This is a genomic window from Halomonas sp. KG2 (genome assembly GCA_030440445.1).
GTDB lineage: Bacteria > Pseudomonadota > Gammaproteobacteria > Pseudomonadales > Halomonadaceae > Vreelandella.
This window is the reverse complement of sequence record CP098528.1, coordinates 3,449,044-3,471,289: the sequence shown is the minus strand read 5'-3', so window position 1 is coordinate 3,471,289 and position 22,246 is coordinate 3,449,044. Positions and strand designations below refer to the sequence as shown.

Sequence of the window (22,246 nt, the reverse complement as noted above, 5' to 3'; positions counted from 1 at the left end):
TTCCTGTAGAATGCAGCGCCACGTGACCAGCGGGTGGTTAGCTCAGTTGGGAGAGCACCAGCCTTACAAGCTGGGGGTCACTGGTTCGAACCCAGTACCACCCACCATTTATTTGGTCGTTTGGAAACGTGAAGCAGTAGCAATTGATGCATTAAGTGGACCGGTAGTTCAGTTGGTTAGAATGCCGGCCTGTCACGCCGGAGGTCGCGAGTTCGAGTCTCGTCCGGTCCGCCATCATCAGTTATTACCGCATAAAAGTTGTCGCTATTCGGACCGGTAGTTCAGTTGGTTAGAATGCCGGCCTGTCACGCCGGAGGTCGCGAGTTCGAGTCTCGTCCGGTCCGCCACGATAACTTATCAAGTTGTACAATTTAAAGCATTATTGCTTTAAAAGCCCTGGGTGGTTAGCTCAGTTGGGAGAGCACCAGCCTTACAAGCTGGGGGTCACTGGTTCGAACCCAGTACCACCCACCATTTAACTGAATGTTTTTAAGCGCCTCTGAACCGCTTTTAAATAGCTAGTTTTATGGTTAGAAATAAGTGCCTTAAAGTGGACCGGTAGTTCAGTCGGTTAGAATGCCGGCCTGTCACGCCGGAGGTCGCGAGTTCGAGTCTCGTCCGGTCCGCCATTTAAGCACTCATCGACTAAAACGTTTAGTCGAACGAATTCCAAAAAGCCCAGATCAATGATCTGGGCTTTTTATTGCGTGTAATTTAGTACCTTGGGCCCATTCTCTAGCGCCATACCGTGCAGCCATGAAGCTGCACGGTAGTATCAGGCGATAGCGCTTACCCCCGCCTTGGCGATCTGTACGTCTTGGTCAGGCTTCACACCTGAGATGCCGACAGCACCCACGACGTTGCCATCTACGATAATCGGAACACCACCTGACAGCAAACCTTGCAGTGGCGCAGAAACAAATGCCGTGCGCCCACCGTTAATCATTTCTTCAAAGACTTGGGTCTCTTTACGGCCTAGTGCTGCACTGCGCGCTTTATGTGTTGCCACATCGGCACTGAAGGGCGCGGCACCGTCTAAGCGGCGCAGAGCGAGTAGATGCCCGCCATCATCCGTTACGGCAATGGTGACTGGCCAGCCGTTGTTATCGGCTTCTTTTTGAGCGGCATCTAGTACCTGAATGACATCGGCTTGGCCGAGAACAGCTTTGCTTTGCATCAAACTTTCCTTTTGATCAAGGGGAGTAAAGTGCCGCGCTATTGTTTGCTTGTAAAAGCTTGTTAGCGCGGCAAAGTGAATCAGTGTTTATACCAGGGCAGCATCCACCACTTCCACCCAATGCCGTACCGGGGTGCGATTGGCACTAGCAAGGTGGGTTTGGCAGCCAATATTGGCAGTGACGATAACCTCTGGATTGCTAGCTTCCAGCGCATTGAGCTTGTTATCGCGCAGCTGTGTGGCAAGCGCTGGCTGGGTAACCGAGTAGGTGCCAGCTGAGCCACAGCATAGATGCGCATCTTTTACCGGCGTTAGCGAAAACCCCAGCTTGCTGAGCACGCCTTCAACCGCACCATTGAGCTTCTGGGCGTGCTGCAGTGTGCAAGGGCAGTGAAACGCGAGACGTTGGTGCTCTTTCAGCTCGAGTTTCTCTACTGGCTCTTCGCGCAGTATTTCGACAATATCTTTCGCCAGTGCGCTGACTTTTTGCGCTTTCTGGGCATAGGCCGGGTCATCTTTGAGCATGTCGCCATACTCTTTGACAAAAGCGCCGCAGCCGCTGGCCGTTTGAACAATGGCTTCCGCCCCTTGTTCGATCTGTGGCCACCAAGCATCGATATTGGCACGCATACGAGCGCGACCATCGTCCTGGGCATTCAGGTGAAAATCAATGGCCCCACAACAACCTGCTTCGTTGATGGGCGTCACGCTAATCCCAAGTCGGTCTAGCAGTCGAGCGGTCGCTGCATTGGTGTTCGGCGATAGACCAGGTTGAACGCATCCTTCTAATATTAGCACCTTGCGAGAATGGCGTTGGTTATCCGGGCGTTGGCCTGCGTCGACTGGTGCAGGTGGCATCTTACTGCGTAACTTGCCAGGCACCAGGGGTTTGAAGGTTTGCCCTAAGGACAGAAGTGCTTTGAAGCGCTTAGGGTCTACCAGCATCTTACGCAGCGCATAGCGTTGGGCGCGTTCGGCCATGGAACGAGGAACCCGGCGGTCAATTTCTGCACGACCGATATCCAAAAGTTTGTGATATTCCACACCTGAAGGGCAGGTGGTTTCACAATTGCGACAGGTCAAGCAGCGGTCTAAATGCAGGCGTGTCTCTTCGGTGACCTGATCATTATCATCGCGGCTTTCCAGCAGCTCTTTCATTAAATAGATGCGCCCGCGTGGTCCGTCCCGCTCGTCGCCTAGCAGTTGATAGGTGGGGCAGGTGGCATTACAAAAGCCGCAGTGTACGCAGGTGCGCAGAATGCGCTCGGCCTCCTGAATATGCGGTTTTTGGCGATCAGCATCGGTAAAGTGCGTCTGCATGTCTACTCTCCTGATTAAAACGCCGCATAAAGACGGCCTGGGTTGAAAATGCCGTAGGCATCCAACTCGGCCTTCAGGTTGCGATGATACTTTTCGACCACGGGGTTGAGCGGAGTGAACGGTGACTCTGCTCCGCCTTGGGCGTAGGGGGTAAAGCAAGTAGCATGACCACCTGCCTGCTGGCAAGCCGTGCGCAACGTATCAACTGCCGCGCTGGTTTTTATCCACCGCTGGCTGCCACCCCAGTCATAGAAGATATCGCTTTGGGGGATATCCAAGGCTAGCGGCGGCGTATTGGGGGGTAATGATAAGCGCCACAGCGCTTGCCCTTCATTCAGACTGAAAAAAGGATGCTGATGGTCGCGCAGTTGCTGCCAGAAATCGCTGGAAAGTGATTCGCCACCCAAGCGTTCCTTGGTCGCATTAACGGAACTTGCGCCGCCTTCTAAACGAATAAATAGCTCGCCTGCGTGCCATCCGGCTGCGGTAATGGGCAGCGGCTGTCGCCCTAGTTCGGCGAGCTTACCCAAGGCATCTTCAAGACTCATGCTTAGGCGTAGGCTGTGAGTGGCAGTAGGAATAGGCAGGACTTTAAATGAGATATCCGCTAGCACGCCTAGCGTCCCCTGAGCACCTGCCATTAAGCGTGAGAGGTCGTATCCGGCGACGTTTTTCATGACTTCACCGCCAAAACGCAACAGCTTGCCTTCTTGGGTGATCACGCGTGTGCCCAAGACAAAATCTCTCGCTGCGCCAGCCCATGGGCGGCGTGGGCCGGACATGCCGGTGGCAACGGCACCGCCAATGGTGCTGGCATCGCTGAACGCGGGTGGTTCAAAGGCCAGCATTTGATTTTCTTCGGCTAGAGCTGCGTTGAGTGCGCTTAACCGTGTACCGGCACGAACAGTAATCACAAGCTCTACCGGGTCATAAGAGACAATGCCGCTATGGGGCGAAATGTTTAAGGCGTTGCCTTCTACCGCTCGGCCGTAAAAAGCGCGGGTATCGCCACCTACTATGCGCAGTGGCGTGCGGTTGGCATAGGCGCTGCGCACCTGTTCACACAGGTCGTCAGCGATATCTTGATCGGCAGCATGTATCGCTAGTTCAGTCATGGTGATTCCTAATCATTATTCTTCCTAGTGGTTAGTCGACTAGGAGTCGCATCAGAAGCGTGGTAGTTCCGGATGCGGTAGTTCGTTGTTGTGCACATGCATCGCGCCAAACTCAGCACAGCGCGCCAGGGTAGGAATATTTTTCCCTGGGTTGAGTAAGCGCTGTGGGTCAAAAGCAGCTTTCAAGGCATGGAATACCGTTAGTTCATCGGCTTGAAACTGACTGCACATCTGATTGATTTTTTCGCGGCCGACACCATGTTCGCCAGTGATGGAGCCGCCCGCCGCGACGCATAGCTCGAGAATTTTTCCGCCGACGTCCTCTGCAAGAGCCAGCTCTCCCTCTTTATTGGCATCAAATAGAATCAGCGGGTGCATATTGCCGTCACCGGCATGGAAGACGTTGGCAATCGCCAAGCCACTCTCTTCCGACAGGGCGGCAATACCTTTGAGGACGCGAGGGAGTTCGCGGCGAGGGATGGTGCCATCCATACAGTAGTAGTCAGGCGACATGCGCCCCACCGCGGGGAAGGCATTTTTTCGCCCTGCCCAGAATTTGGCCCGCTCAGCCTCATCGCGAGCCTGTTGAATGTCGGTCGCCCCCGCTTTTTCTAAGACTCGGCGAACGGTTTGGCAATCGTCGTCCACATCGGCTTCAACGCCATCTAGCTCACACAGAAGAATGGCTTCTGCTTCAACGGGGTAACCTGCCTTGATGAAATCTTCAGCAGCCTTGATTGCCAGCTTATCCATCATTTCTAACCCGCCAGGAATGATCCCCGCGGCAATAATATCGCCAACAGCACGGCCCGCTTTCTCTACGTCGTCAAAGCTGGCCATGAGTACCTTGGCGGTTTCAGGTTTGGGCAGCAGCTTTACGGTGATTTCAGTGACCACACCCAACATGCCTTCAGAGCCATTCATCAGCGCGAGGAGGTCAAAGCCAGGTGCATCCAGGGCTTCGGATCCCAGAGTCATACGCTCGCCTTCAATCGTCATGACATCAACACGCATCACGTTATGAACGGTGAGACCATACTTGAGGCAGTGCACGCCACCCGCATTTTCCGCCACGTTGCCACCAATCGAGCAAGCAATCTGTGACGATGGGTCGGGTGCATAATAAAGCCCGTAAGGGGCAGCAGCTTCAGAAATAGCTAAGTTGCGCACGCCTGGCTGTACACGTGCAATGCGAGCATCTGGGTCAACATTAATAATCGTGTTGAAGCGCGACATCACTAGCAGGACGCCTCGTTCAAGCGGTAAAGCACCGCCTGAAAGCCCCGTGCCTGCACCACGAGTAACGACCGGAACACCCAGGGCATGGCAGCGTTTTAGAAGGCCTTCTACCTGTTCCAGAGTTTCGGGTAATGCAACCAGCATCGGCATGATGCGATAAGCGGCAAGGCCGTCGCACTCAAAGGGATGTAAGTCCTCTTCACGGTGCAGCAGCGTCAAAGATGGCACTGCGTTTTGCAGATCATCTAAAACATCTGCTTTATCGCGGTGAATGAATTCGCCGTCGAGGCGTTCATCGAAAAGAATGTTCATGTTAGCTCCTGTGGGTGAGGAGAGCAGAAAATTATCTAATCACTTTATGGAAAATCTTTCCATAAATAACTAATTCGGTGCTGGAAAACTTTTGCATACAGTGAAAATTCTAATAACGTGTTAATGATTTACTGTTTCTGCTGAGGTTGCCGGGTAGTAGTCCCTCGTGAAGAGGCTGCTGGGTTGCCCTTAGGCTACCCAGCAGGAATGACTCACTCTTGATTAACGTTTTCCCGTCACATCAGTGGATCGGTAATGCCAATCACATAGAAAGCAATAAGCGCAATGATCCCAGTAAAGATCAGATAGTAGATTGTGGGAATAATTGTTTTACGAATCGTTGTACCTTCGCGACCCAGTAGGCCAACCGTCGCTGATGCGGCGACAACATTGTGAATCGCAATCATGTTACCCGCTGCGGCACCAACGGCTTGCAGCGCGACCATCATCGCCGTAGACAACCCAAGTGTTTCGGCAACGCTAAACTGGAATTCCGCTAGCATCAGATTAGAAATGGTATTGGAACCGGCAATAAAGGCACCCATAGCCCCAACCGCAGGTGCAAAGAAGGGATAAATGCCCCCCACGCTGTTAGCTACCGCCTGGGCCATCATGACGGGCATTGACACAAGGTCAGCACCATTCACGCCAGAGTTAATCAGGATGCGTACCATGGGAACGGTGAAGATCAAGACAAAGCCAGCACCGAAGATGGTTTTAGTGGATTCAGACACGGCAGCGCTAATTTTCTGCGGGTTCATGCGGTGCAAGAAGTAGGTGACGATGACCACCGCGATAATAATGCCGCCTGGCAAATAAAGCGGCTGTACACCGCCGCTGACACCGGCTTCGCCTAGAATGTTGTTCCAGCTCAGGTTAACGGAGGTCAAGGCAGCTTTCAGCGGTTCAACGGTGCGTGAAGCAACCAAGAATACCGCGAGTAGGACGTAAGGAATCCAGCCCTTGAAGGTCGACATTGGCGCTTTACCAACAACGTCATCCAATTTGATCTGCAGGTTGCCGATCCATTCATCTGGCCAAGACGTTGATTCAGGAAAGTCCCAGGTGTCTTTCGGTAGCAAGAAGCCTTTGCGAGCAGCGGGTACTACAATCGCTAAGCCCACCATAGCACCAATCATTGATGGGAATTCTGGGCCTAAGAAAACGCCGACCAGCATGTAAGGTACGACGAACGAAATGCCAGTAAAGATTGCAAAGGGTGCAATGGATAGGCCTTCTTTCCAGGAGCGATTCGCACCGAAGAAGCGCACCATGATCAATACCAAAATCAGAGGCATCAATATGCCTACGATGCCGTGCGTGATGGCCACAGAGCTAGTAATTTGCTGGAAAAAAACGTCCCACGTAGAGCCGCTAGCTTCCAACTGGGCTGTGATGCCTGCGCGATCAAGCCCGCTACCGACACCCACTACAACTGGGGTGCCAACGGCGCCAAAAGAGACCGGAGTGGACTGAATCATCATGCCGACAACAACGGCTGCCAGTGCAGGGAAGCCAAGCGCTACCATGAGCGGTGCGGCTACTGCTGCAGGCGTACCAAAGCCAGAAGCCCCTTCAATGAAGCAGCCGAATAACCAAGCAACAATTAGCGCCTGAACGCGACGGTCAGGGCTAATGCCTGAAAAACCGTTACGAATCGCAGTGATGCCGCCAGAATGCTTAAGCGTATTTAGTAGCAAGATGGCGCCAAAAATTATCCACAAAAGGCCTGCTGTTTGAATCAGCCCTTGAATGGTAGACGCGGCAACGCGGCTAAACGACATATCCCAAGCGGTCAGACCAATGACGGCTGCGGTCAGGAAAACAATCGGCATCGCTATTTTTGCGGGTATTTTAAAACCAATGAGCAAAATACCGGCAAGCAGCAGCGGCAGAAATGCCAGAAGTGCAAGTGTAGTTTCATTCATTTTAGGAATGGCCCCTTGTTATTGATTTGGTGTGCTCGGCAGATGCCAGCGATCGTGGCAATGCTGGTTGGATCAGTGCTAAAGATACGGTTAGGTAGAAAAAATGGCTATATTGGATAATTGGTAAGACCAATTAAGGGTGGTTGTATGTATAGGCGTTGAACCACTCTTTTAAATTTAACGAATTGTTTTTATTTGCTTTTAAATTTCCACAATGCAGTAGGGATGCCTGCAACCCATTAGACTAATAGACAGTACAGTTTCCATCTAAAAAGGCAGTACAGGGCAAATGAATGGAGAAAAAGTCGCTCGCTTACTTAGCTGATACGAAGACCTTTGGGGAGGGTTCAGAACAAGTAAATCCCGTTACTTGCGTCCTTGGTAGCTTAAGCCCATTGTTGTCAGCGTGTGTTTGGTTTTAACCACGTTTCTAATTACAAGGAGGCCGTCACAGTGGCAATAACTCTTTATGACTTATGCGGACGCGATGAGCGCTTACGCTTTTCTCCCTATTGCTGGCGCGTTCGTATGGCACTGGCACACAAAGGGTTGGAATATACGACTGTTCCTTGGCGTTTTCTTGATAAAGAGGCACTTGCCTTTGCCGACTACGACAAAGTGCCGGTGTTAACCGATGGTGACACGGTTGTCACTGATAGCTTCGAAATCATGCGCTACTTAGATAAGGCCTATCCTGCCAATCCAGTATTGGGAGAAGGGGTGAGCTATCAGCGAGTCCACTTTTTTAAGCTTTTTGTTGAGCGTAGCGTGACCCCGGCACTTTTTCGCACGGTCGCGCTGGATTTATTAGCGGCCATACATCCTGACGACCGCGCCTACTTCAGAGAGACCCGCGAAGCCCGTTTTGGTATGCGTTTAGAGGACGTCAATAATCCAGAACAGGGGCGAGCACAGCTGAAAAAACTGTTGGCTCCTGTACGTGATCAGCTTCGGAGTAGCCCATTTTTAGATGGCGAAGCACCCAGTGGAGCAGATTACCTACTATTTGGCAGCATGATGTGGGCATATACAGTGTCACTTGAGCCATTAGTTGACACTAATGATCCGGTTGATGAGTGGTTTAAGCGTATGCTGGAGGTGCACGAGGCGGTCGCGGGTAAGTCCATTACTATTCGTGATCTATAATGTGTCAGGCGGCAATAATGCCGCCTGTATCCATCGTATGTACGAGGAAAGCCACACAAACGACTTATGTCGTATGTGTGAGAGGAGATGGCAATGATTGATCTGTATTACTGGACAACTCCCAATGGCCACAAAATCTCCATCATGCTTGAAGAAGCAAAACTTCTTTACCGGGTAAAACCTGTCAACATAGGGCGTGGCGAGCAGTTTGACCCTGAATTCTTAACCATTGCGCCGAATAATCGTATTCCCGCCATTGTGGATCATGCACCTCAAGACGGTGGTCAGCCCCTGGCACTGTTTGAGTCAGGGGCTATTTTGGAATACCTGGCTGATAAGTGCGGACAGTATCTGCCCGCTGAGGGGCGAGAGCGTTATGTCGTGCTGCAATGGCTTCATTGGCAAGTGGGCGGGTTGGGTCCGATGGCGGGTCAAAACCACCATTTTTGCCACTATGCGCCGCAAAAAATCGAATATGCTATCGGACGTTACGTGCGCGAGACGTATCGCTTGTACAGCGTGCTAGATCAACGACTATCTCAGCAGCATTATGTGGGTGGTGATCGTTACTCCATCGCTGATATGGCGATTTATCCATGGATTGTGCCATGGGAAAAGCAGTGCCAAACGTTAGAGGAGTTTCCTGACCTAGAGCGTTGGTTTGATGAAGTAGCACAGCGCCCCGCTGTCCGAAAAGCTTATTCTTTGATCGAAGACGTTAATCCACAGGCGGGGGGAGAAATAGATGAGCAGGCACGTAAATACTTGTTTGGCAATCGCTAAGTTGTCACTGATTGGTTGATGAGGTTGCCGCCTTCAATCGCTAGCAGCAATGTTATTTAAAAATAATGTTGCGCTGCACAAAAGGCACTGCTAGCTTTGTTGTTAGTAAAGGCAACCGCCTGATCATCGACCGCTTATCGATGCGTGTCGAATCGCTAGCTCACTTAAGGAGATTATGTGATGAACAAGGCCGCAGAGAAATCCACCCAGCAGTTTGAGTCTGTCTTTGTATCGCCAATGCGTTCTTATACCCTGGCAGCGCTTGATTATTATCAGCAAGTTGTCAGCGCGCAAATGGATGCAGCACGTGCATACTCTGATATGACGGTTGCTCAGGCACGCACATGGTTAGACGTTAAAGATGCCGACAGCTTTAAAAAAGCCATGGAAAGCCAGCAAAAAACAGCCTCTGACCTAATGGAACGTATGAAAGGAGACTCTGAAAAAGTCACCTCCATTAGCCAAAACTTTATGCAAGAGAGCCAGAAAATGGCGGAAGAGACCACTAAGAAAGCAGTGGAAACCGCTAAGCAGTAACCTATTTTTCATTAGGTAAATGATTGATAGTAAACGATCAAATGCTATTAATTGATCGATGAAATGCCGCACCGTCAGGTGCGGCATTTTTTGTATATATGCATTTTAATGCGTTGTAAGACGTTATTTCTGCAAGCAAAAAGGAGTGGCTGCATGCGGTGGGCTTTGCGTGGTGATATGTCCGTTACAACGGCTGTTCAGCCCGTACGTTCAGTCTGAAGCGGGCGATACGAATAATCTCTTTAATTGCTGTTTCACGCTCTTCAGCTAAACCATTGTGTAAGCGTGCTTCAAACGCCGCCAAAATGGCGTGGCGATCAAGCCCCTTCACCGCAATGACGAAAGGGAAGCCAAATTTTTCTTTGTAAGCAGCGTTAAGTTGTTCGAAGCGGGCAAACTCTTCAGGCGTACATTGATCTAGCCCAGCGCCTGCTTGCTCGCGTGTAGAGTCTTGGGTCAGCTCACCCGACATCGCCGCTTTGCCTGCTAAGTCAGGGTGGGCCTGAATAACAGCGATTTGCTGTTCAGGTGTTGCTCGCTGCAGCATAAGTCCCATCAGGTCAGCTAGCGCGTCAGGTGCGTCATGCGCATTGCTTAACCCTTCCTTCCAGGCTGCTTCCGCCACCCAGGGAGAGTGCTCATATACATCGCCGTAATGTTGGGTAAAGCTTTCTAAGCTGCATGTACTAGGAGCGGGCGAAAGGGTAAGTGATGTTGAGGTAGCCACTAAATTTCTCCAGTATGTTTAATCATGGGAATACTGTATACAATAAATGGTATCAACGGTACTCTTTGACCGATAGGTTAAGTCGGTCAACTGCTATCAACAGCAGTTACCAACAACTATTATCAACAACAGTCAACAACAACTGTGATTATTAAGGAGTTGCTATGGGACGGTTAACGACTCACGTACTCGATACCGCTAAAGGACAGCCCGGCCAGGGGATTACCATTGACGTGTTCCGCCTAGCAGGGACCACGCGCGAACACTTGGGCAGTGTGATTACCAACAGCGACGGTCGTTGTGATGCGCCTATCTTGGAGGGTGATGCCCTCACAGTAGGCGAGTACGAGCTGGTTTTCCACGCGGGTGACTACTTGCGCGCCCAAGGCATCGCTTCTCAAGAGCCGCGCTTTTTGGACGTGATTCCTTTACGTTTTGGCGTTGCAGATGCCAGCCAGCACTACCATGTGCCGTTACTGCTATCCCCTTATAGTTACTCTACCTACCGCGGTAGCTAGAGCTTGGCTATCTTTTCGCCGATTTTTGCCTAGCCTGACGTTCGCTCGCTGAGTTACCAGGTAAACCTGCTAGGACTTGTTTATGCAAGCATATATTATTGATTTTGCTAATTTATTATTACGTTGGTTGCACGTTATAGCCGCCATCGCCTGGATCGGTGAGTCGATCTATTTTGTCATGCTGGATAATGGCTTAAGAACGCCGAAAGCAGCCGAAGATCGTGAAAAAGGCGTATTTGGAGAGATGTGGGCCGTGCATGGCGGTGGTTTCTACCATAATCAAAAGTATGCTACTGCGCCTGCCAAGCTGCCGAATGATCTTCATTGGTCGTTCTGGAAAGCCTATACGACGTGGCTATCGGGTTTTGCCTTGTTCGTTATTCTCTATATGGCAAACCCGGGCTTCTATCTAGTTAACCCCAACAGCAACTGGGCGTGGGCGGCGAGTATGACAGGCTGGCAGGCCAATCTACTGGCGTTGGCCTTCTTGCTCGGCGGTTGGGTGGTTTATAACGAACTCTGTAAACGCATAAGCCCTAACATGGACCATGACGGTCTTCTCAGCGTTGCCGTTGCGGTGATGATGATAGTGGTCGCTTATTTAAGCACCCAGATGTTCACAGGGCGTGCTGCCTTCCTATTAACCGGGGCTGTGATGGCCACCGCCATGTCAGCCAACGTGTTCTTTTGGATTATTCCCGGCCAGCGCCGCATGGTGAAAGCCATGAAGGCAGGCGAAGCGCCTAATCCATTGGATGGTAAACGGGGCAAGCAGCGTTCGGTACATAACACCTACTTTACGTTGCCGGTAGTACTGTTGATGGTGAGTAATCACTACTCTTTCATCTACTCCCATGAGCTTTCCTGGGTGGTCATGGTACTGTTTATTTTTGCCGGTGCCCTTATTAGGCAATTCTTTGTATTAATGCACGCAGGAAAAACGCAGCCAGCCTATCCTGCCGTAGGGATAGGGCTTATTCTATTAGCGTTTTGGGTAGCCGCACCGAGCCCTAGTGCTAGTAATGCGAGCGCGTCAGGTGCGCCCAGCCAAGCCCAAATTTCAGGTTTAATTGATCAGCATTGTAGTCAGTGCCATGCTCGCAACCCTGAGCATGCCGGTTTTTCAGCGCCGCCTGCAGGCTACGCGTTTGATACTTGGGATGAAATCCTAGGACATCAAGCGCAAATTAAGCAAGTTGTCGCGAGTCGATATATGCCACTTGGCAACATCACCAACATGAGTGATGAAGAGCGCGATATTATTGCCGCGTGGGAGGAGTGATTAAAGGAGACCCTATGAGTGATGCGCAGGCGGCGTTAAAGCAAAGACCCGTAGAAAAAGAAGGCGAGGAGCGTCACGAGTCAATCTATCGCGCGGTTAGCGACGCCATTGTAGAGCAGCGGCTAAAACCGGGTGCTCGGCTGCGCGAAGACGCTTTGTCAGACGTCTTTGGTATCAGCCGTACCGGTATTCGTAAAATCTTGCAGCGCTTAGCATTAGAACAGTTGGTGACGCTCACGCCACGTCGGGGAGCCAGCGTAACACGGCCTACCGCTGAAGAGGCCAAGGATGTGTTCGACGCACGCCAGATGATTGAGTGTGGGCTAATGCCTGATGTAGCAAAGCGGATTGGAGAGAAAGAAGCCGCTGAACTACGGGAAATGGCTCGTCAAGAGCGTCAAGCGCTGCGTAATGGCCAACAGAGCATCGCTATCCGCCTGTCTGCTGATTTTCACGTGCGCCTTGCCCAGCTTTCGGGTAACGCAACGCTTGCGGAATTTGTTGAGCGTCTGTGCTCACGCTCGTCGTTGATTCTGGCGGTTTACGGTCATCGTGGCCACTTAGGCTGCGAATCCCACGATCACGATGATTTGATCGGCTATCTGGAAGCGGGCAATGGCGAGCGTGCGAAAGCGTTTATGAGCCGCCATCTCAAAGCGATTGAAGCCTCACTTTCGATGGTTGAAGAAGAAGAGAATGTGCCAGACCTGCAGCAGATTTTTGGTGGTTAAGCAGGTTAAGTAGTGAAATATAAGCATTGAAAAAGCCCAGGCCTAAAGGCCTGGGCTTTTTTGTGGAGGTAGGAAGTTTAATGCTGTGTGAGTGCTTACACCGCAGGTGCTGGGACGGCCTTAAACTGGCGCATTAAACCGTAATAGAACAGCCCACCTAATCCTGCGCCAATCAGCCAACCATAGCCGCCAAGGCTTTCGAACGCGGGCACGATGACCGTAGAGAGCGAGAATAACGCTGCACCGCCGAAAGCAATCAAGGCGCGGCTATTCCAGCCATTAACGTAGTAGTAGGCGCTGCTGGGCGCTGAGGAGAATAGCTCTTGCATATTGAGGTGTTGGCGTTTGATCAGGTAGTAATCCACCACAATGATGCCGTAAAACGGCGCTACTATGGCACCTAAGGCGTTAACGAAGCCGGGTACGCCGATTTGGCTGATCACTGAAATCCATAGCGCACCGACAAAGAAGGCAATCACTGCGGTAATCAGGCCACCCATTTTAAAACTGATTTTGCTGGGAAACAGGTTGGCCAAGTCGTAAGCCGGTGGAATAAAATTAGCGACCAAGTTGATGCCTACGGTGGCCGCGAAGAAGGTGAGGGCAGCCACAATGGTCAATGGTAGTGAATCAACACGCTCAACAATATCGGCGGGATTGGTCAGTGCATCCCCAAACAGTACCAATGTGCCAGCCGTAATGATTAACGCAATAAACGAGAAAAAGGCGACGTTTAGTGGCAAGCCCAGCAAGTTGCCAAGTTTCATTTGGCGCTCGGTTTTGACAAAACGCGTGAAATCGCCAAAGTTAATCACTACCGCTGCAAAGTAGGCCACCATGGTGCCAACAATTGCTAGAAACGCCCCAAGACTACTGCCACTTTGCTCGCCGCTACCGCTAAAAATAGTGCTCACTGCGGGTAGCAGTTCACTTCCGGCCTGGAACCATACAATGATCATCAGTACGACCATCACCACATAAACCAGCGGCCCTGCCCAGTTTAGAAAGTGTTTGATGCGCTCAATGCCCTGCCAGAAAATGGCGATTTGAAATAACCAGACAATCACGAAAGACAGCCAAGCGACCCCTGAAAGACCCAGAAAAGTGCTGCCATTGCCGGCCCCAAACAGGGCTGTGATGAGCAGCGCCACAGCCGTTGAGGCAAAGTAAGTCTGTACGCCGTACCAAAAAATACCAACGATTGCGCGTAACAACGCTGGCAGGTTAGCCCCCCGTACTCCCATGCTGGCGCGAACCATAACAGGAAAAGGGATGCCGTATTTGACGCTTGGTTTGCCGGTTAGGTTGACCAGGAACATGACAATGACACCGGCAAGAATGATGGCTGCCATCACTGCCCAGCCATTCAGGCCGTAGGACAGAAACAGCGATGCCGCCAGGGTGTAGCCAAACAGGCTTTGAATATCATTCGACCACACGTTGAAGATTTCAAACGCGCCCCAGTTACGGTCTTGGGGCTTTAAGGGCGCAAGGTCTTCATTGTAAAGAGTGGGATCAATTTGCTTTATATCGAGATCACTATTGGACGGCTGCTTATTCATGGTTAACGCTCTCTTGTCGGAAACGATTGCCTGCCACGCACCGTGAGCAGGCAAATACGCATCATGGTTACTGGGTAAAACGTTGGCAGACAGACCAATGCTTCATCAGTAGGTAATAGGTCAACCCGGCAGGAATAAGGCTGGCGTACCATGAGATCGAAGAGAATGTCAGCGCGGCCACAATGCCGACTACCGTAGCAATTAAGGCGGCTTTGTTGACGCCTTGATAGGGGCCAGAAGGGTCGTATAGTTTACTAATGTCCAGTGTGCGACGGCGGATGATGTAGTAATCGACGACGAGAATGGCAAAGATAGGCCCAAGAAACGCTGAGTACGTTTGTACGAATAGCTGCAGACCAGCCGCCGACTCAGGCTGAACAAGTTTCCATGGAAAGGTGGCAAATGCCAGTAGGCCTACAATAACGGTGGCGACCGGAAACTTAAGTTTGAATACGTCCATTAATACGTAGGTGGGTGGCACCACATTATTCAGTACGTTCGTGGTTACCTGTGCAAAGGCGATGAATAGCAGCGTGGTCATTAGCAGTGGCGTGTTGTCTACAGCGTTAGCAAATACCTGAATGGGGTCTGCTGTGCCTGTCGCCTCTGACACCATGTAGCCAATCAAGCCCATAAACAGCGTGCAGGGCAGAATCGACATGGCATAGATCGTCGTTAATAAGCTCTGGCGGGTGCCTTTCTTGTGCTCTCGTGAATAGTCGCTAACATTCAGCATCATGGTGCTATAAATGCCCAGAAACAGCATGGTAGCGCTCCAGAACGGCAAGCCCCAAGAGCCTTCCATGGTCAAAATGCTGGCCGACAGCTCATCGCCGTAGCGTTGCACCGTGGCGTAGAACATATACATCAGCGAAAGCAAAATAAAGACGCTGCCGATATTCTCAAGCCATTTAATCCCCTGAAAGCCCAGCACTGACAAACCAATCTGCAAAAATTGGAAGGTAATAAAGTAGAAAATCAGATTATCGAAACCGAACAGTGTGGCAGACACCATATTGAGCGCGCCTGCGCCAATCCAGCTTTGAAAGCCGTACCACACCACTGCTGGCACAGCCCTTACCAAGCCAGGAATTCGGGTGCCACTAAAGCCAAAGGCGCTACGCGCTTGCACCATAAAGGGAATGCCATATTTGTAGCCAGCTGCGCCATTAACTGCCAGCGCAATACCGATTACAAAGCAGCCAATCGCTATAGCGAGTGTTGCCTGTAGTAGGTTTAAGGTGCCCACCACGCTTGAGCCCATGGCAAAGGTACCAATTGAGACGCATCCACCAAACCAGGCTAAAAAGTAGGACGTTCGCCCCATGATTCGCGTGCTTTGCGGTGCTAGGCTTTCTGCGCCGATGGCTTTGTCAGCTATTGCGGTGTTCGCAACGGGTGGTTCTTCTGACGTAAGAGCAGGGTTGGAGTTGCTCATGTTTCCGTCCTCGCAAGATTGTCGGTGTTATTGGCAGCTTGAGCGCATTACGCGCCCAAGCGATGCTTGCGGCATGGCGTGCTAACGGGAGTACAGTTATTTTTGAAGTTATTGTTTTTAAGACCTGTTTTTAGGACTTGCTTTTAAGGCCAATCTTTTAAGTCATGGCTACTAACGTATTTTTTAGTGATATTTACCTTGGTGAGGGGAGGTGAAGGTCGGAGAGTGCAGAGAACTTGCCGGTAAATGCTTTCGGGCGCGGGTAGTCCAAGTCGCCATGTTTGCTGGTGTGGAGACCTAGGCTAACCAACGACTCGGCAAGCTTTAATGCGGCGCTAACGCCCTCTATCACCGGTAAGCCAACCTCGCGGGTGATTTCTTCAGTTAAGTTCGCCATCCCACCGCACCCTAAAACGATGGCACCAATGCCGTCTTCATCGCGGGCGCGGCAGCACTCTTCGACAATGCGGGTAAAGGCGGCATCAGGGTGATGTTCAAGATCGAGAACCGGAATTTCTGCAGCGCGTATGCGGCGACAGTGGTGGCGGAACCCATACTGCTCAAGCAAGTGTTCTGCAATAATGCCGGTACGCCCTAACGTCGTCACAATCGAGAAGCGGGTGCTGACCAGCGTGGCTAAATGAAAGGCGGCTTCCGCAATGCCGATGACGGGCGCGCGGGTTAACTCACGGGCTGCGAGTAAACCAGGATCGCCAAAGCAGGCCACCACGTAAGCATCGATGCCGCCTTCACGCTCTCCTTTAAGAACTTCTTCGGCAACGCCTACCGCGCTAATGGCCTCGTCAAAATGACTCTCGATGGACACCGGTCCCGCATCAGGCTGGGTGGCGGTAACCGTTGTCGATGCCGCTGCCTGCCGCTGGGCGGCTTGATGAATGGCAGCCGTCATTGAGGCTGTTGTGTTTGGATTGATAATGCGTATATGCATGTTGAATCGCTCGCTGGTAGACAAAATTGAGCATCTTGTATACGAAAATAGGGCGGTTTTGCGTGGATCGCAAGCCTTTTTATGCGCTTAAAGTACCGGCGTCGCTTGACCAAATGTTCAAGTTTCAACAGGTTAGCGACTTGGCTACTTTAAAATGCTAGCCATCTCAGCTAATTAAGCGGCTGTTGGATTGCGGTTGTTCTATAAAGTCGCTATTTTGTATACAATTATTTTCTGTATTGTAGATCTTTAATTTCAATAAAATGCTCTGCAACCAGCTATCTACAATCGTATAAAAGGAGCCGTTGAATGCCTCATTCATCTAATCGACCATCGAATGCTTACTCTCGCGACCTGGTGGGATATGGTCGCACCCCCCCTCATGCTAATTGGCCAGGCAAGGCGAAAATTGCTGTTCAGTTTGTGCTTAATTATGAAGAGGGCGGGGAGAACTGCGTCCTTCACGGCGACGCAGGGTCAGAGCAGTTCCTGTCGGAAATCATCGGCGCACCGGCTTACCCGGATCGCCACTTGAGCATGGAGTCTATCTACGAGTACGGCTCCCGCGCCGGGGTGTGGCGCATTCTGCGTGAATTTGAAAAGCGTGATTTGCCTCTTACGGTGTTTGGCGTTGCCATGGCGCTGGAGCGTAACCCTGATGTCGCCCAGGCATTTAAAGAGTTAGGTCACGAGATTGCCTGTCACGGCTACCGCTGGATTCACTATCAGGAAGTGCCCGAGCACGTTGAGCGAGAGCACTTGCAGAAAGCCATGGAGATTTTCCAGCGTCTTTACGGTGAGAAGCCACAAGGCTGGTACACCGGGCGCGATAGCCCCAACACCCGGCGCTTAGTGCTAGATGAAGGCGGTTTCCTTTATGATAGCGACTACTACGGCGACGACTTGCCTTTCTGGACGCAGGTGACCGATAGTCAGGGAAGTGACCACAACCACCTGATTGTGCCCTACACGCTGGACAGCAATGATATGCGCTTTGCCGCGCCGCAAGGTTTCAACACTGCGGATCACTTCTTTACCTACCTGCGCGATGCCTTTGATGTACTTTACGCAGAAGGGGAGGAGGCGCCCAAAATGCTTTCGGTGGGCATGCACTGCCGCTTATTGGGTCGCCCTGGACGTTTCCGCGCCCTACAGCGCTTCTTGGATTACATCGAAAGCCACGACCGTGTTTGGGTGGCCCGGCGGGTTGATATCGCTCGTCACTGGGCGGAACATCACCCTGCAACTCGTTAATTAAGCAGCTTAATAGGATGCTATGACGCCGCATATCGGACAGCGGATTACCGCCCAGTTTGACGCGCTAACTGCCCAGGAGCAGCGGGTGGCGAGCTTTATCCTCGATCACTTTGATGATCTGGCGGTGTATAGCGCCGCTGATTTGGCGCGTTTGACTGGGGTATCCAAATCGACGGTTAGCCGCCTATTCAAGCGGCTGGGGTTTGAAAGCTACCGCACCGTTAAAGACCACGCCCGCCAGCTACGTAACTTGGGCGTGCCTTTGGTGATCGACCCCAACGCCATGCAGGAAGAGGCCGGGGCGCCGTTTCAGCGCCATTTGCAGCGGGAGCAGGATAATCTACAGCGCTGCTTAAACGGCATTGTGGCGGATCAATTTGCGGCACTGGTAGAGCGGTTGGATAGCGCGCGTCATGTGGTCGTGATCGGCTTTCGTAACAGCTACCCGCTAGCGCTGCATTTCCGCCAGCAGTTGATTCAGGCGCGTACCCAGGTGCGGGTGGTTCCTCACCCAAATCAGTCGTTAGCGGAAGAGATTGTTGATCTCACCGAGCAAGACGTGGTGGTGTTGTTTGGTTTTCGCCGCCGCCCAGCGGCATTTGCTTCGCTAATTGATGCAATTGAGCGAACACCTGCCAAGGTGGCCTTACTGGCTGACCCCACCGCGATCAATTTTGCCTCACAGGTAACGTGGTTTTTTGAAGCTCCGCTGGAAAGTCTCTCCGCCTTCGATAGCTACGCCGCTGCCAATAGCCTGATCTGCCTGATTGCCAACGGCGTGTTGCACCGTCGCCTTGCAGAAGGGCGAGAGCGCATCAGCGCGATCAGCGATGTTTACGCTGAGCTTAGTGAGTTGGAAGCGCCCACCAGCGTGGACTGGGGCGCCCAGTAGGCTTTGCACGGAAACTGTCTGCGCTCGACAATACGGCGTTAAAAATAGCCTCGTGCGCGAGCCCGATCAAAATACTCACTTACAAACCCATCTCTGCCGTCAAACCCATCTCTGCCGTGCGCTAACCTGTCCACTGTGTTGCCTGAGCGAAAATAAGAAAGCTCAGGGCAATGACTATCCAGACGCAAAAAAGTGGGAAGAAGAATTTGACCCACTTTTGCCACGGCACACCCGCCAGCGCCAGGGTCGCCATAAAGTAGCCCGAGGTCGGGTAAAAGATATTACCGATACCGTCACCCAGTTGGAAGGCCAGCACCGCCGTTTGGCGGGTAACGCCGATGATATCGGAGAGCGGTGCCATCAGCGGCATGGTGACCAGCGCTTGACCGCTGCCGGAGGGGACAATGAAATTGAAGCCTAGCTGGGCGAAGAACATGCCAATCGCTGAGAGCAGGGTGGGCAGGCCTCCGACGAGGTTGCCAAGCCCAAACACCAGCGTGTCCATGATTTGGCCATCTTCCAGCATCACCGCAACACCCCGCGCGACGCCGGCGATCATGGCCCCAACTAGTACATCGCGGAAGCCCTGGTTGAAGCCAGCGCATATTTCGTCGGTATCGAGGCCTGCGATTAGGCCCACTACAATCCCCATGATGATAAATAGGCCTGCCATCTCCATCATGAACCAGCCTTGCTGCAGCACGCCATAGACGAGTACCGCGAAGAAGGCGAAGGTGGCAACGGCAGCCAGTTTCTGGCGAGCGGTGGCGATTAAGGCAGGGCTATTGTCAGCATGCTGGTAAAGCGTACGTTTTTCGGATTCGCTAGTGTCACTGCTCAGCAGGCTAAGCGAAGGAGTCTGGTGCACCATACGGGCATAACGCATAACGAAGAAAATGGCCGCGGCTAACATCACCACAAACGCCATGACGCGCAAGCCATAGCCGGAGTAGAGAGGAAGATCTGAGAGTTGCTGCCCGAGGCCAGTGTTGATTGGGTTGAGTACCCCTGTCGTGAAACCGACGGTGGTGGCACAAAGTGCCACTGCCGCTGCAGTGACTGAATCGAAACGTAAGGCAATCATTAGCGGCAAGATAACCGGCACATAGACCAGCGCCAACTCCTGGGTACCGATAACCGTCGCGATCAGTGCAAATACCGTCATTAATACGGGGATAGTGAGTAAGCTCTGTCGTGCAAAGCGACGCGTCAGCTTATCAACGCCTATTTCAATAATACCGGTGTGCCTTAGCACCATGAACATACCGCCAATCATGAAGGTGAAAAAGACGACTTCACCGGCACTCATCAAGCCATTCGGAATCGCCAGCATAAAGTCGATGATTCCAATCGGTGAGGAGGCGATCTGTTCATAAGAGGTCGGGTCAATAGTGATACGTCCGTTCGGTCCAGGAACACGCTCGAACTGCCCGGCAGGCACGAAATGCGTCGCTATTGCTGCTAAGCCGATAAAGATGAACAGAACCACGTAAATATCAGGGATCCGACACCAGCTTTTTTTAGCCGCAGGGCTATCAGAGGAAGACGAAGAGGGGGGCGTTGGGACATGTTATGCCTCGCGTTATAAGACCGCCATAGATGACGGCTATTGTTATTAATACTTACCTGGAGCAACGACATGGTCCGTGGGAGCAACGAGCAGGTCGACCAAAGTTGCTGTATATGGGCATATCCGTATAGTTTTAGAGTTATGAAACGAAAGTTGCTAAATAATTTACTCTTGGGAGAATTGTTTCACAAGTATTTCGTTAAATCGCTTTATTGTGGCTCGTTAATCTTGTATACAATGTGAGAGTATTGTGTCTTCACTAAGTCATATAGGTTCCAAAATGCCAGCTAACTACTACGCCCCTACGGGGGGGCATCCGCCACAAACACAGCTAACCGCTGACCGTGCCGTGTTCACAGAAGCGTATGCGTTGATTCCCAAAGGCGTGATGCGCGATATCGTCACCAGCAACTTGCCTTTCTGGGAAGGCACACGCTTATGGGTGCTGGCGCGTCCGCTTTCAGGCTTTGCTGAAACGTTCTCTCAATACATTATGGAAGTACAGCCTGAGGGCGGCAGTGAAAAGCCGGAGCTAGACCCCCAGGCCGAAGGCGTACTGTTCATTGTGGAAGGTGAGTTAACGCTTACTCTGGCGGGTGAGCGTCACACCATGCGCCCCGGTGGCTATGCGTTTCTTCCCCCAGGTAGCCACTGGCAAGTGCGCAATGAGTCATCTGCGCCCGTACGTTTTCACTGGGTGCGTAAAGCGTATCAGTTTGTGGAGGGGCTAGACGTACCGAAGGCTTTTGTCACCAATGAGCAAGACATTGCTCCCCTCGAAATGCCGGGAACCGAAGGTCGCTGGGCAACCACGCGCTTTGTTGATCCTGCTGATGTGCGCCATGACATGCACGTCAATATCGTGACTTTTCAGCCAGGTGGCGTGATTCCTTTTGATGAAACTCACGTGATGGAGCATGGGCTTTATGTGTTGGAAGGGAAGGCGGTGTATCACCTTAACCAGCAGTGGGTTGAGGTAGAGGCTGGCGACTTTATGTGGCTTCGCGCATTCTGCCCTCAAGCGTGTTACGCCGGCGGCCCAGGGCCATTCCGCTACTTACTGTACAAAGACGTCAACCGCCACGCCGCACTCAAGCTCTAGCATTGAGCTCAGGCGGTTAAGTTCTGGTATATAAGTTCTGGTATATAAGTTCCGGCGTTGGCTGCTTCGCTGTGTTGTTATCCGGAGAAGCAGCCTATTTTAGGATTTTATAATGATTAAATTGATAGCCGAACCGCTAACAGCCGAGGCGTTTGCGCCTTTCGGCGATGTGATCGATGCCCGCACGTCGGCGTCGTTTCCCATTAATGCTGGTCGTACCCAGCGCCATCATGATCTGGCGAGCGTTGAGACATTAGGCGACAACGCCCATGCGCTGATTAATATCTTTGTCAGCCAGCCGATTACGTTACCGTTGGAATTAACCTTTTTAGAGCGCCACCCTCAGGGTAGCCAAGCCTTTATGCCTCTGCATCAAGAGCGCTTTATTGTGGTGGTAGCCCCTCCTGGTGACACCATTAACGCTGCAGATGTACGCGCGTTCGTTACTGATGGCCGTCAGGGCGTCAATTATCGGGCAGGCACTTGGCATGCTATTCAGTCGGTGCTTGAGCGTGAGGGCGAGTTTTTAGTGGTAGATAGGGGAGGTGATGGCAATAACTGCGATGAGTATTCGCTTGATATTACCGTTACTCTAGGCGAATAACTTGCGCTAACAGCCTACGGTTGTCATCTTGCTCAGGTTAGCTTTTGACTGAACGAG

The 22,246-nt window shown here is 51.8% G+C and carries 20 protein-coding genes and 5 tRNA genes; 15 read left to right on the top strand and 10 right to left on the bottom strand.

Annotated elements, in window-relative coordinates:
* The first annotated feature begins 31 nt into the window (after positions 1 to 31).
* The 5 genes from NDQ72_16175 (at position 32) to NDQ72_16155 (ending at position 629) form a co-directional block, all read left to right on the top strand.
* Positions 32 to 107 (top strand) — tRNA-Val (locus tag NDQ72_16175).
* A gap of 50 nt (positions 108 to 157) precedes the next feature.
* A tRNA-Asp gene (locus tag NDQ72_16170) sits at positions 158 to 234 on the top strand.
* 36 nt (positions 235 to 270) lie between these two features.
* Positions 271 to 347 (top strand) — tRNA-Asp (locus NDQ72_16165).
* 51 nt (positions 348 to 398) lie between these two features.
* Positions 399 to 474: transfer RNA gene (locus NDQ72_16160), tRNA-Val, on the top strand.
* A gap of 78 nt (positions 475 to 552) precedes the next feature.
* Positions 553 to 629 (top strand) — tRNA-Asp (locus NDQ72_16155).
* A gap of 146 nt (positions 630 to 775) precedes the next feature.
* Here the strand turns inward: NDQ72_16155 and NDQ72_16150 are convergent.
* The 5 genes from NDQ72_16150 to NDQ72_16130 all read right to left on the bottom strand — a co-directional run bounded on the left by NDQ72_16150 (position 776) and on the right by NDQ72_16130 (position 7,091).
* A complete protein-coding gene (locus NDQ72_16150) occupies positions 776 to 1,177 on the bottom strand; it encodes a heme-binding protein (protein ID WKD27568.1) in 402 nt (133 codons plus the stop codon).
* An 87-nt stretch (positions 1,178 to 1,264) separates the two neighbouring features.
* Positions 1,265 to 2,497, bottom strand: coding sequence for a glycolate oxidase subunit GlcF (glcF, locus tag NDQ72_16145; protein WKD27567.1), 1,233 nt, complete (start codon positions 2,495 to 2,497; stop codon positions 1,265 to 1,267).
* A 14-nt stretch (positions 2,498 to 2,511) separates the two neighbouring features.
* Positions 2,512 to 3,612, bottom strand: a complete 1,101-nt coding sequence (glcE, locus tag NDQ72_16140; protein ID WKD27566.1) for a glycolate oxidase subunit GlcE — start codon at positions 3,610 to 3,612, stop codon at positions 2,512 to 2,514.
* A gap of 51 nt (positions 3,613 to 3,663) precedes the next feature.
* Positions 3,664 to 5,163, bottom strand: a complete 1,500-nt coding sequence (glcD, locus tag NDQ72_16135; GenBank protein ID WKD27565.1) for a glycolate oxidase subunit GlcD — start codon at positions 5,161 to 5,163, stop codon at positions 3,664 to 3,666.
* 236 nt (positions 5,164 to 5,399) lie between these two features.
* Positions 5,400 to 7,091, bottom strand: a complete 1,692-nt coding sequence (locus NDQ72_16130; protein ID WKD27564.1) for an L-lactate permease — start codon at positions 7,089 to 7,091, stop codon at positions 5,400 to 5,402.
* A gap of 453 nt (positions 7,092 to 7,544) precedes the next feature.
* Here NDQ72_16130 and NDQ72_16125 point away from each other — a divergent pair, with 453 nt between their 5' ends.
* The 3 genes from NDQ72_16125 to NDQ72_16115 all read left to right on the top strand — a co-directional run bounded on the left by NDQ72_16125 (position 7,545) and on the right by NDQ72_16115 (position 9,557).
* Positions 7,545 to 8,237, top strand: coding sequence for a glutathione S-transferase family protein (locus NDQ72_16125; protein ID WKD27563.1), 693 nt, complete (start codon positions 7,545 to 7,547; stop codon positions 8,235 to 8,237).
* Between the two features lie 93 nt (positions 8,238 to 8,330).
* Positions 8,331 to 9,020 (top strand): glutathione binding-like protein, encoded by a 690-nt coding sequence (locus NDQ72_16120; GenBank protein WKD27562.1) that lies wholly within the window; start codon positions 8,331 to 8,333, stop codon positions 9,018 to 9,020.
* 180 nt (positions 9,021 to 9,200) lie between these two features.
* Positions 9,201 to 9,557, top strand: coding sequence for a phasin family protein (locus NDQ72_16115; protein ID WKD27561.1), 357 nt, complete (start codon positions 9,201 to 9,203; stop codon positions 9,555 to 9,557).
* A 184-nt stretch (positions 9,558 to 9,741) separates the two neighbouring features.
* On the opposite strand, the gene uraD is transcribed toward NDQ72_16115, so the two are convergent.
* Positions 9,742 to 10,284: a 2-oxo-4-hydroxy-4-carboxy-5-ureidoimidazoline decarboxylase gene (gene uraD, locus NDQ72_16110; protein WKD27560.1), complete on the bottom strand. Its 543-nt coding sequence runs from the start codon at positions 10,282 to 10,284 to the stop codon at positions 9,742 to 9,744.
* Positions 10,285 to 10,448: 164 nt separating this feature from the next.
* On the opposite strand from uraD, the gene uraH reads away from it, so the two are divergent.
* From uraH to NDQ72_16095, 3 genes are all read left to right on the top strand, one after another.
* On the top strand, positions 10,449 to 10,802 hold the full coding sequence (gene uraH / locus NDQ72_16105) for a hydroxyisourate hydrolase (protein ID WKD27559.1): 354 nt from the start codon (positions 10,449 to 10,451) through the stop codon (positions 10,800 to 10,802).
* A gap of 82 nt (positions 10,803 to 10,884) precedes the next feature.
* A complete protein-coding gene (locus NDQ72_16100) occupies positions 10,885 to 12,084 on the top strand; it encodes a urate hydroxylase PuuD (GenBank protein WKD27558.1) in 1,200 nt (399 codons plus the stop codon).
* 14 nt (positions 12,085 to 12,098) lie between these two features.
* Complete coding sequence (locus tag NDQ72_16095; protein WKD27557.1) at positions 12,099 to 12,815, top strand: GntR family transcriptional regulator; 717 nt, start codon at positions 12,099 to 12,101, stop codon at positions 12,813 to 12,815.
* A 95-nt stretch (positions 12,816 to 12,910) separates the two neighbouring features.
* Here NDQ72_16095 and NDQ72_16090 read toward each other — a convergent pair whose 3' ends face one another.
* The 3 genes from NDQ72_16090 to NDQ72_16080 form a co-directional block, all read right to left on the bottom strand.
* Positions 12,911 to 14,377, bottom strand: a complete 1,467-nt coding sequence (locus tag NDQ72_16090; GenBank protein WKD27556.1) for an NCS1 family nucleobase:cation symporter-1 — start codon at positions 14,375 to 14,377, stop codon at positions 12,911 to 12,913.
* A 67-nt stretch (positions 14,378 to 14,444) separates the two neighbouring features.
* Positions 14,445 to 15,815, bottom strand: a complete 1,371-nt coding sequence (locus tag NDQ72_16085; protein WKD27555.1) for an NCS1 family transporter — start codon at positions 15,813 to 15,815, stop codon at positions 14,445 to 14,447.
* Between the two features lie 193 nt (positions 15,816 to 16,008).
* Positions 16,009 to 16,764 carry an aspartate/glutamate racemase family protein gene (locus NDQ72_16080; GenBank protein WKD27554.1) on the bottom strand — a complete coding sequence of 252 codons (756 nt, stop codon included), beginning with the start codon at positions 16,762 to 16,764 and terminating at the stop codon, positions 16,009 to 16,011.
* Positions 16,765 to 17,073: 309 nt separating this feature from the next.
* On the opposite strand from NDQ72_16080, the gene puuE reads away from it, so the two are divergent.
* Positions 17,074 to 18,018: an allantoinase PuuE gene (gene puuE / locus NDQ72_16075; protein WKD27553.1), complete on the top strand. Its 945-nt coding sequence runs from the start codon at positions 17,074 to 17,076 to the stop codon at positions 18,016 to 18,018.
* Positions 18,019 to 18,040: 22 nt separating this feature from the next.
* Positions 18,041 to 18,913 (top strand): MurR/RpiR family transcriptional regulator, encoded by an 873-nt coding sequence (locus tag NDQ72_16070; protein WKD27552.1) that lies wholly within the window; start codon positions 18,041 to 18,043, stop codon positions 18,911 to 18,913.
* 121 nt (positions 18,914 to 19,034) lie between these two features.
* Here NDQ72_16070 and NDQ72_16065 read toward each other — a convergent pair whose 3' ends face one another.
* Entirely contained in the window at positions 19,035 to 20,402 is a 1,368-nt protein-coding gene (locus NDQ72_16065) for a YfcC family protein (GenBank protein WKD27551.1), read from the bottom strand.
* Positions 20,403 to 20,763: 361 nt separating this feature from the next.
* Here NDQ72_16065 and NDQ72_16060 point away from each other — a divergent pair, with 361 nt between their 5' ends.
* Both NDQ72_16060 and NDQ72_16055 read left to right on the top strand, forming a co-directional pair.
* Positions 20,764 to 21,585 carry a bifunctional allantoicase/(S)-ureidoglycine aminohydrolase gene (locus NDQ72_16060; GenBank protein WKD27550.1) on the top strand — a complete coding sequence of 274 codons (822 nt, stop codon included), beginning with the start codon at positions 20,764 to 20,766 and terminating at the stop codon, positions 21,583 to 21,585.
* Positions 21,586 to 21,697: 112 nt separating this feature from the next.
* Positions 21,698 to 22,189 (top strand): ureidoglycolate lyase, encoded by a 492-nt coding sequence (locus tag NDQ72_16055; GenBank protein ID WKD27549.1) that lies wholly within the window; start codon positions 21,698 to 21,700, stop codon positions 22,187 to 22,189.
* The last annotated feature ends 57 nt before the right edge of the window (positions 22,190 to 22,246 follow it).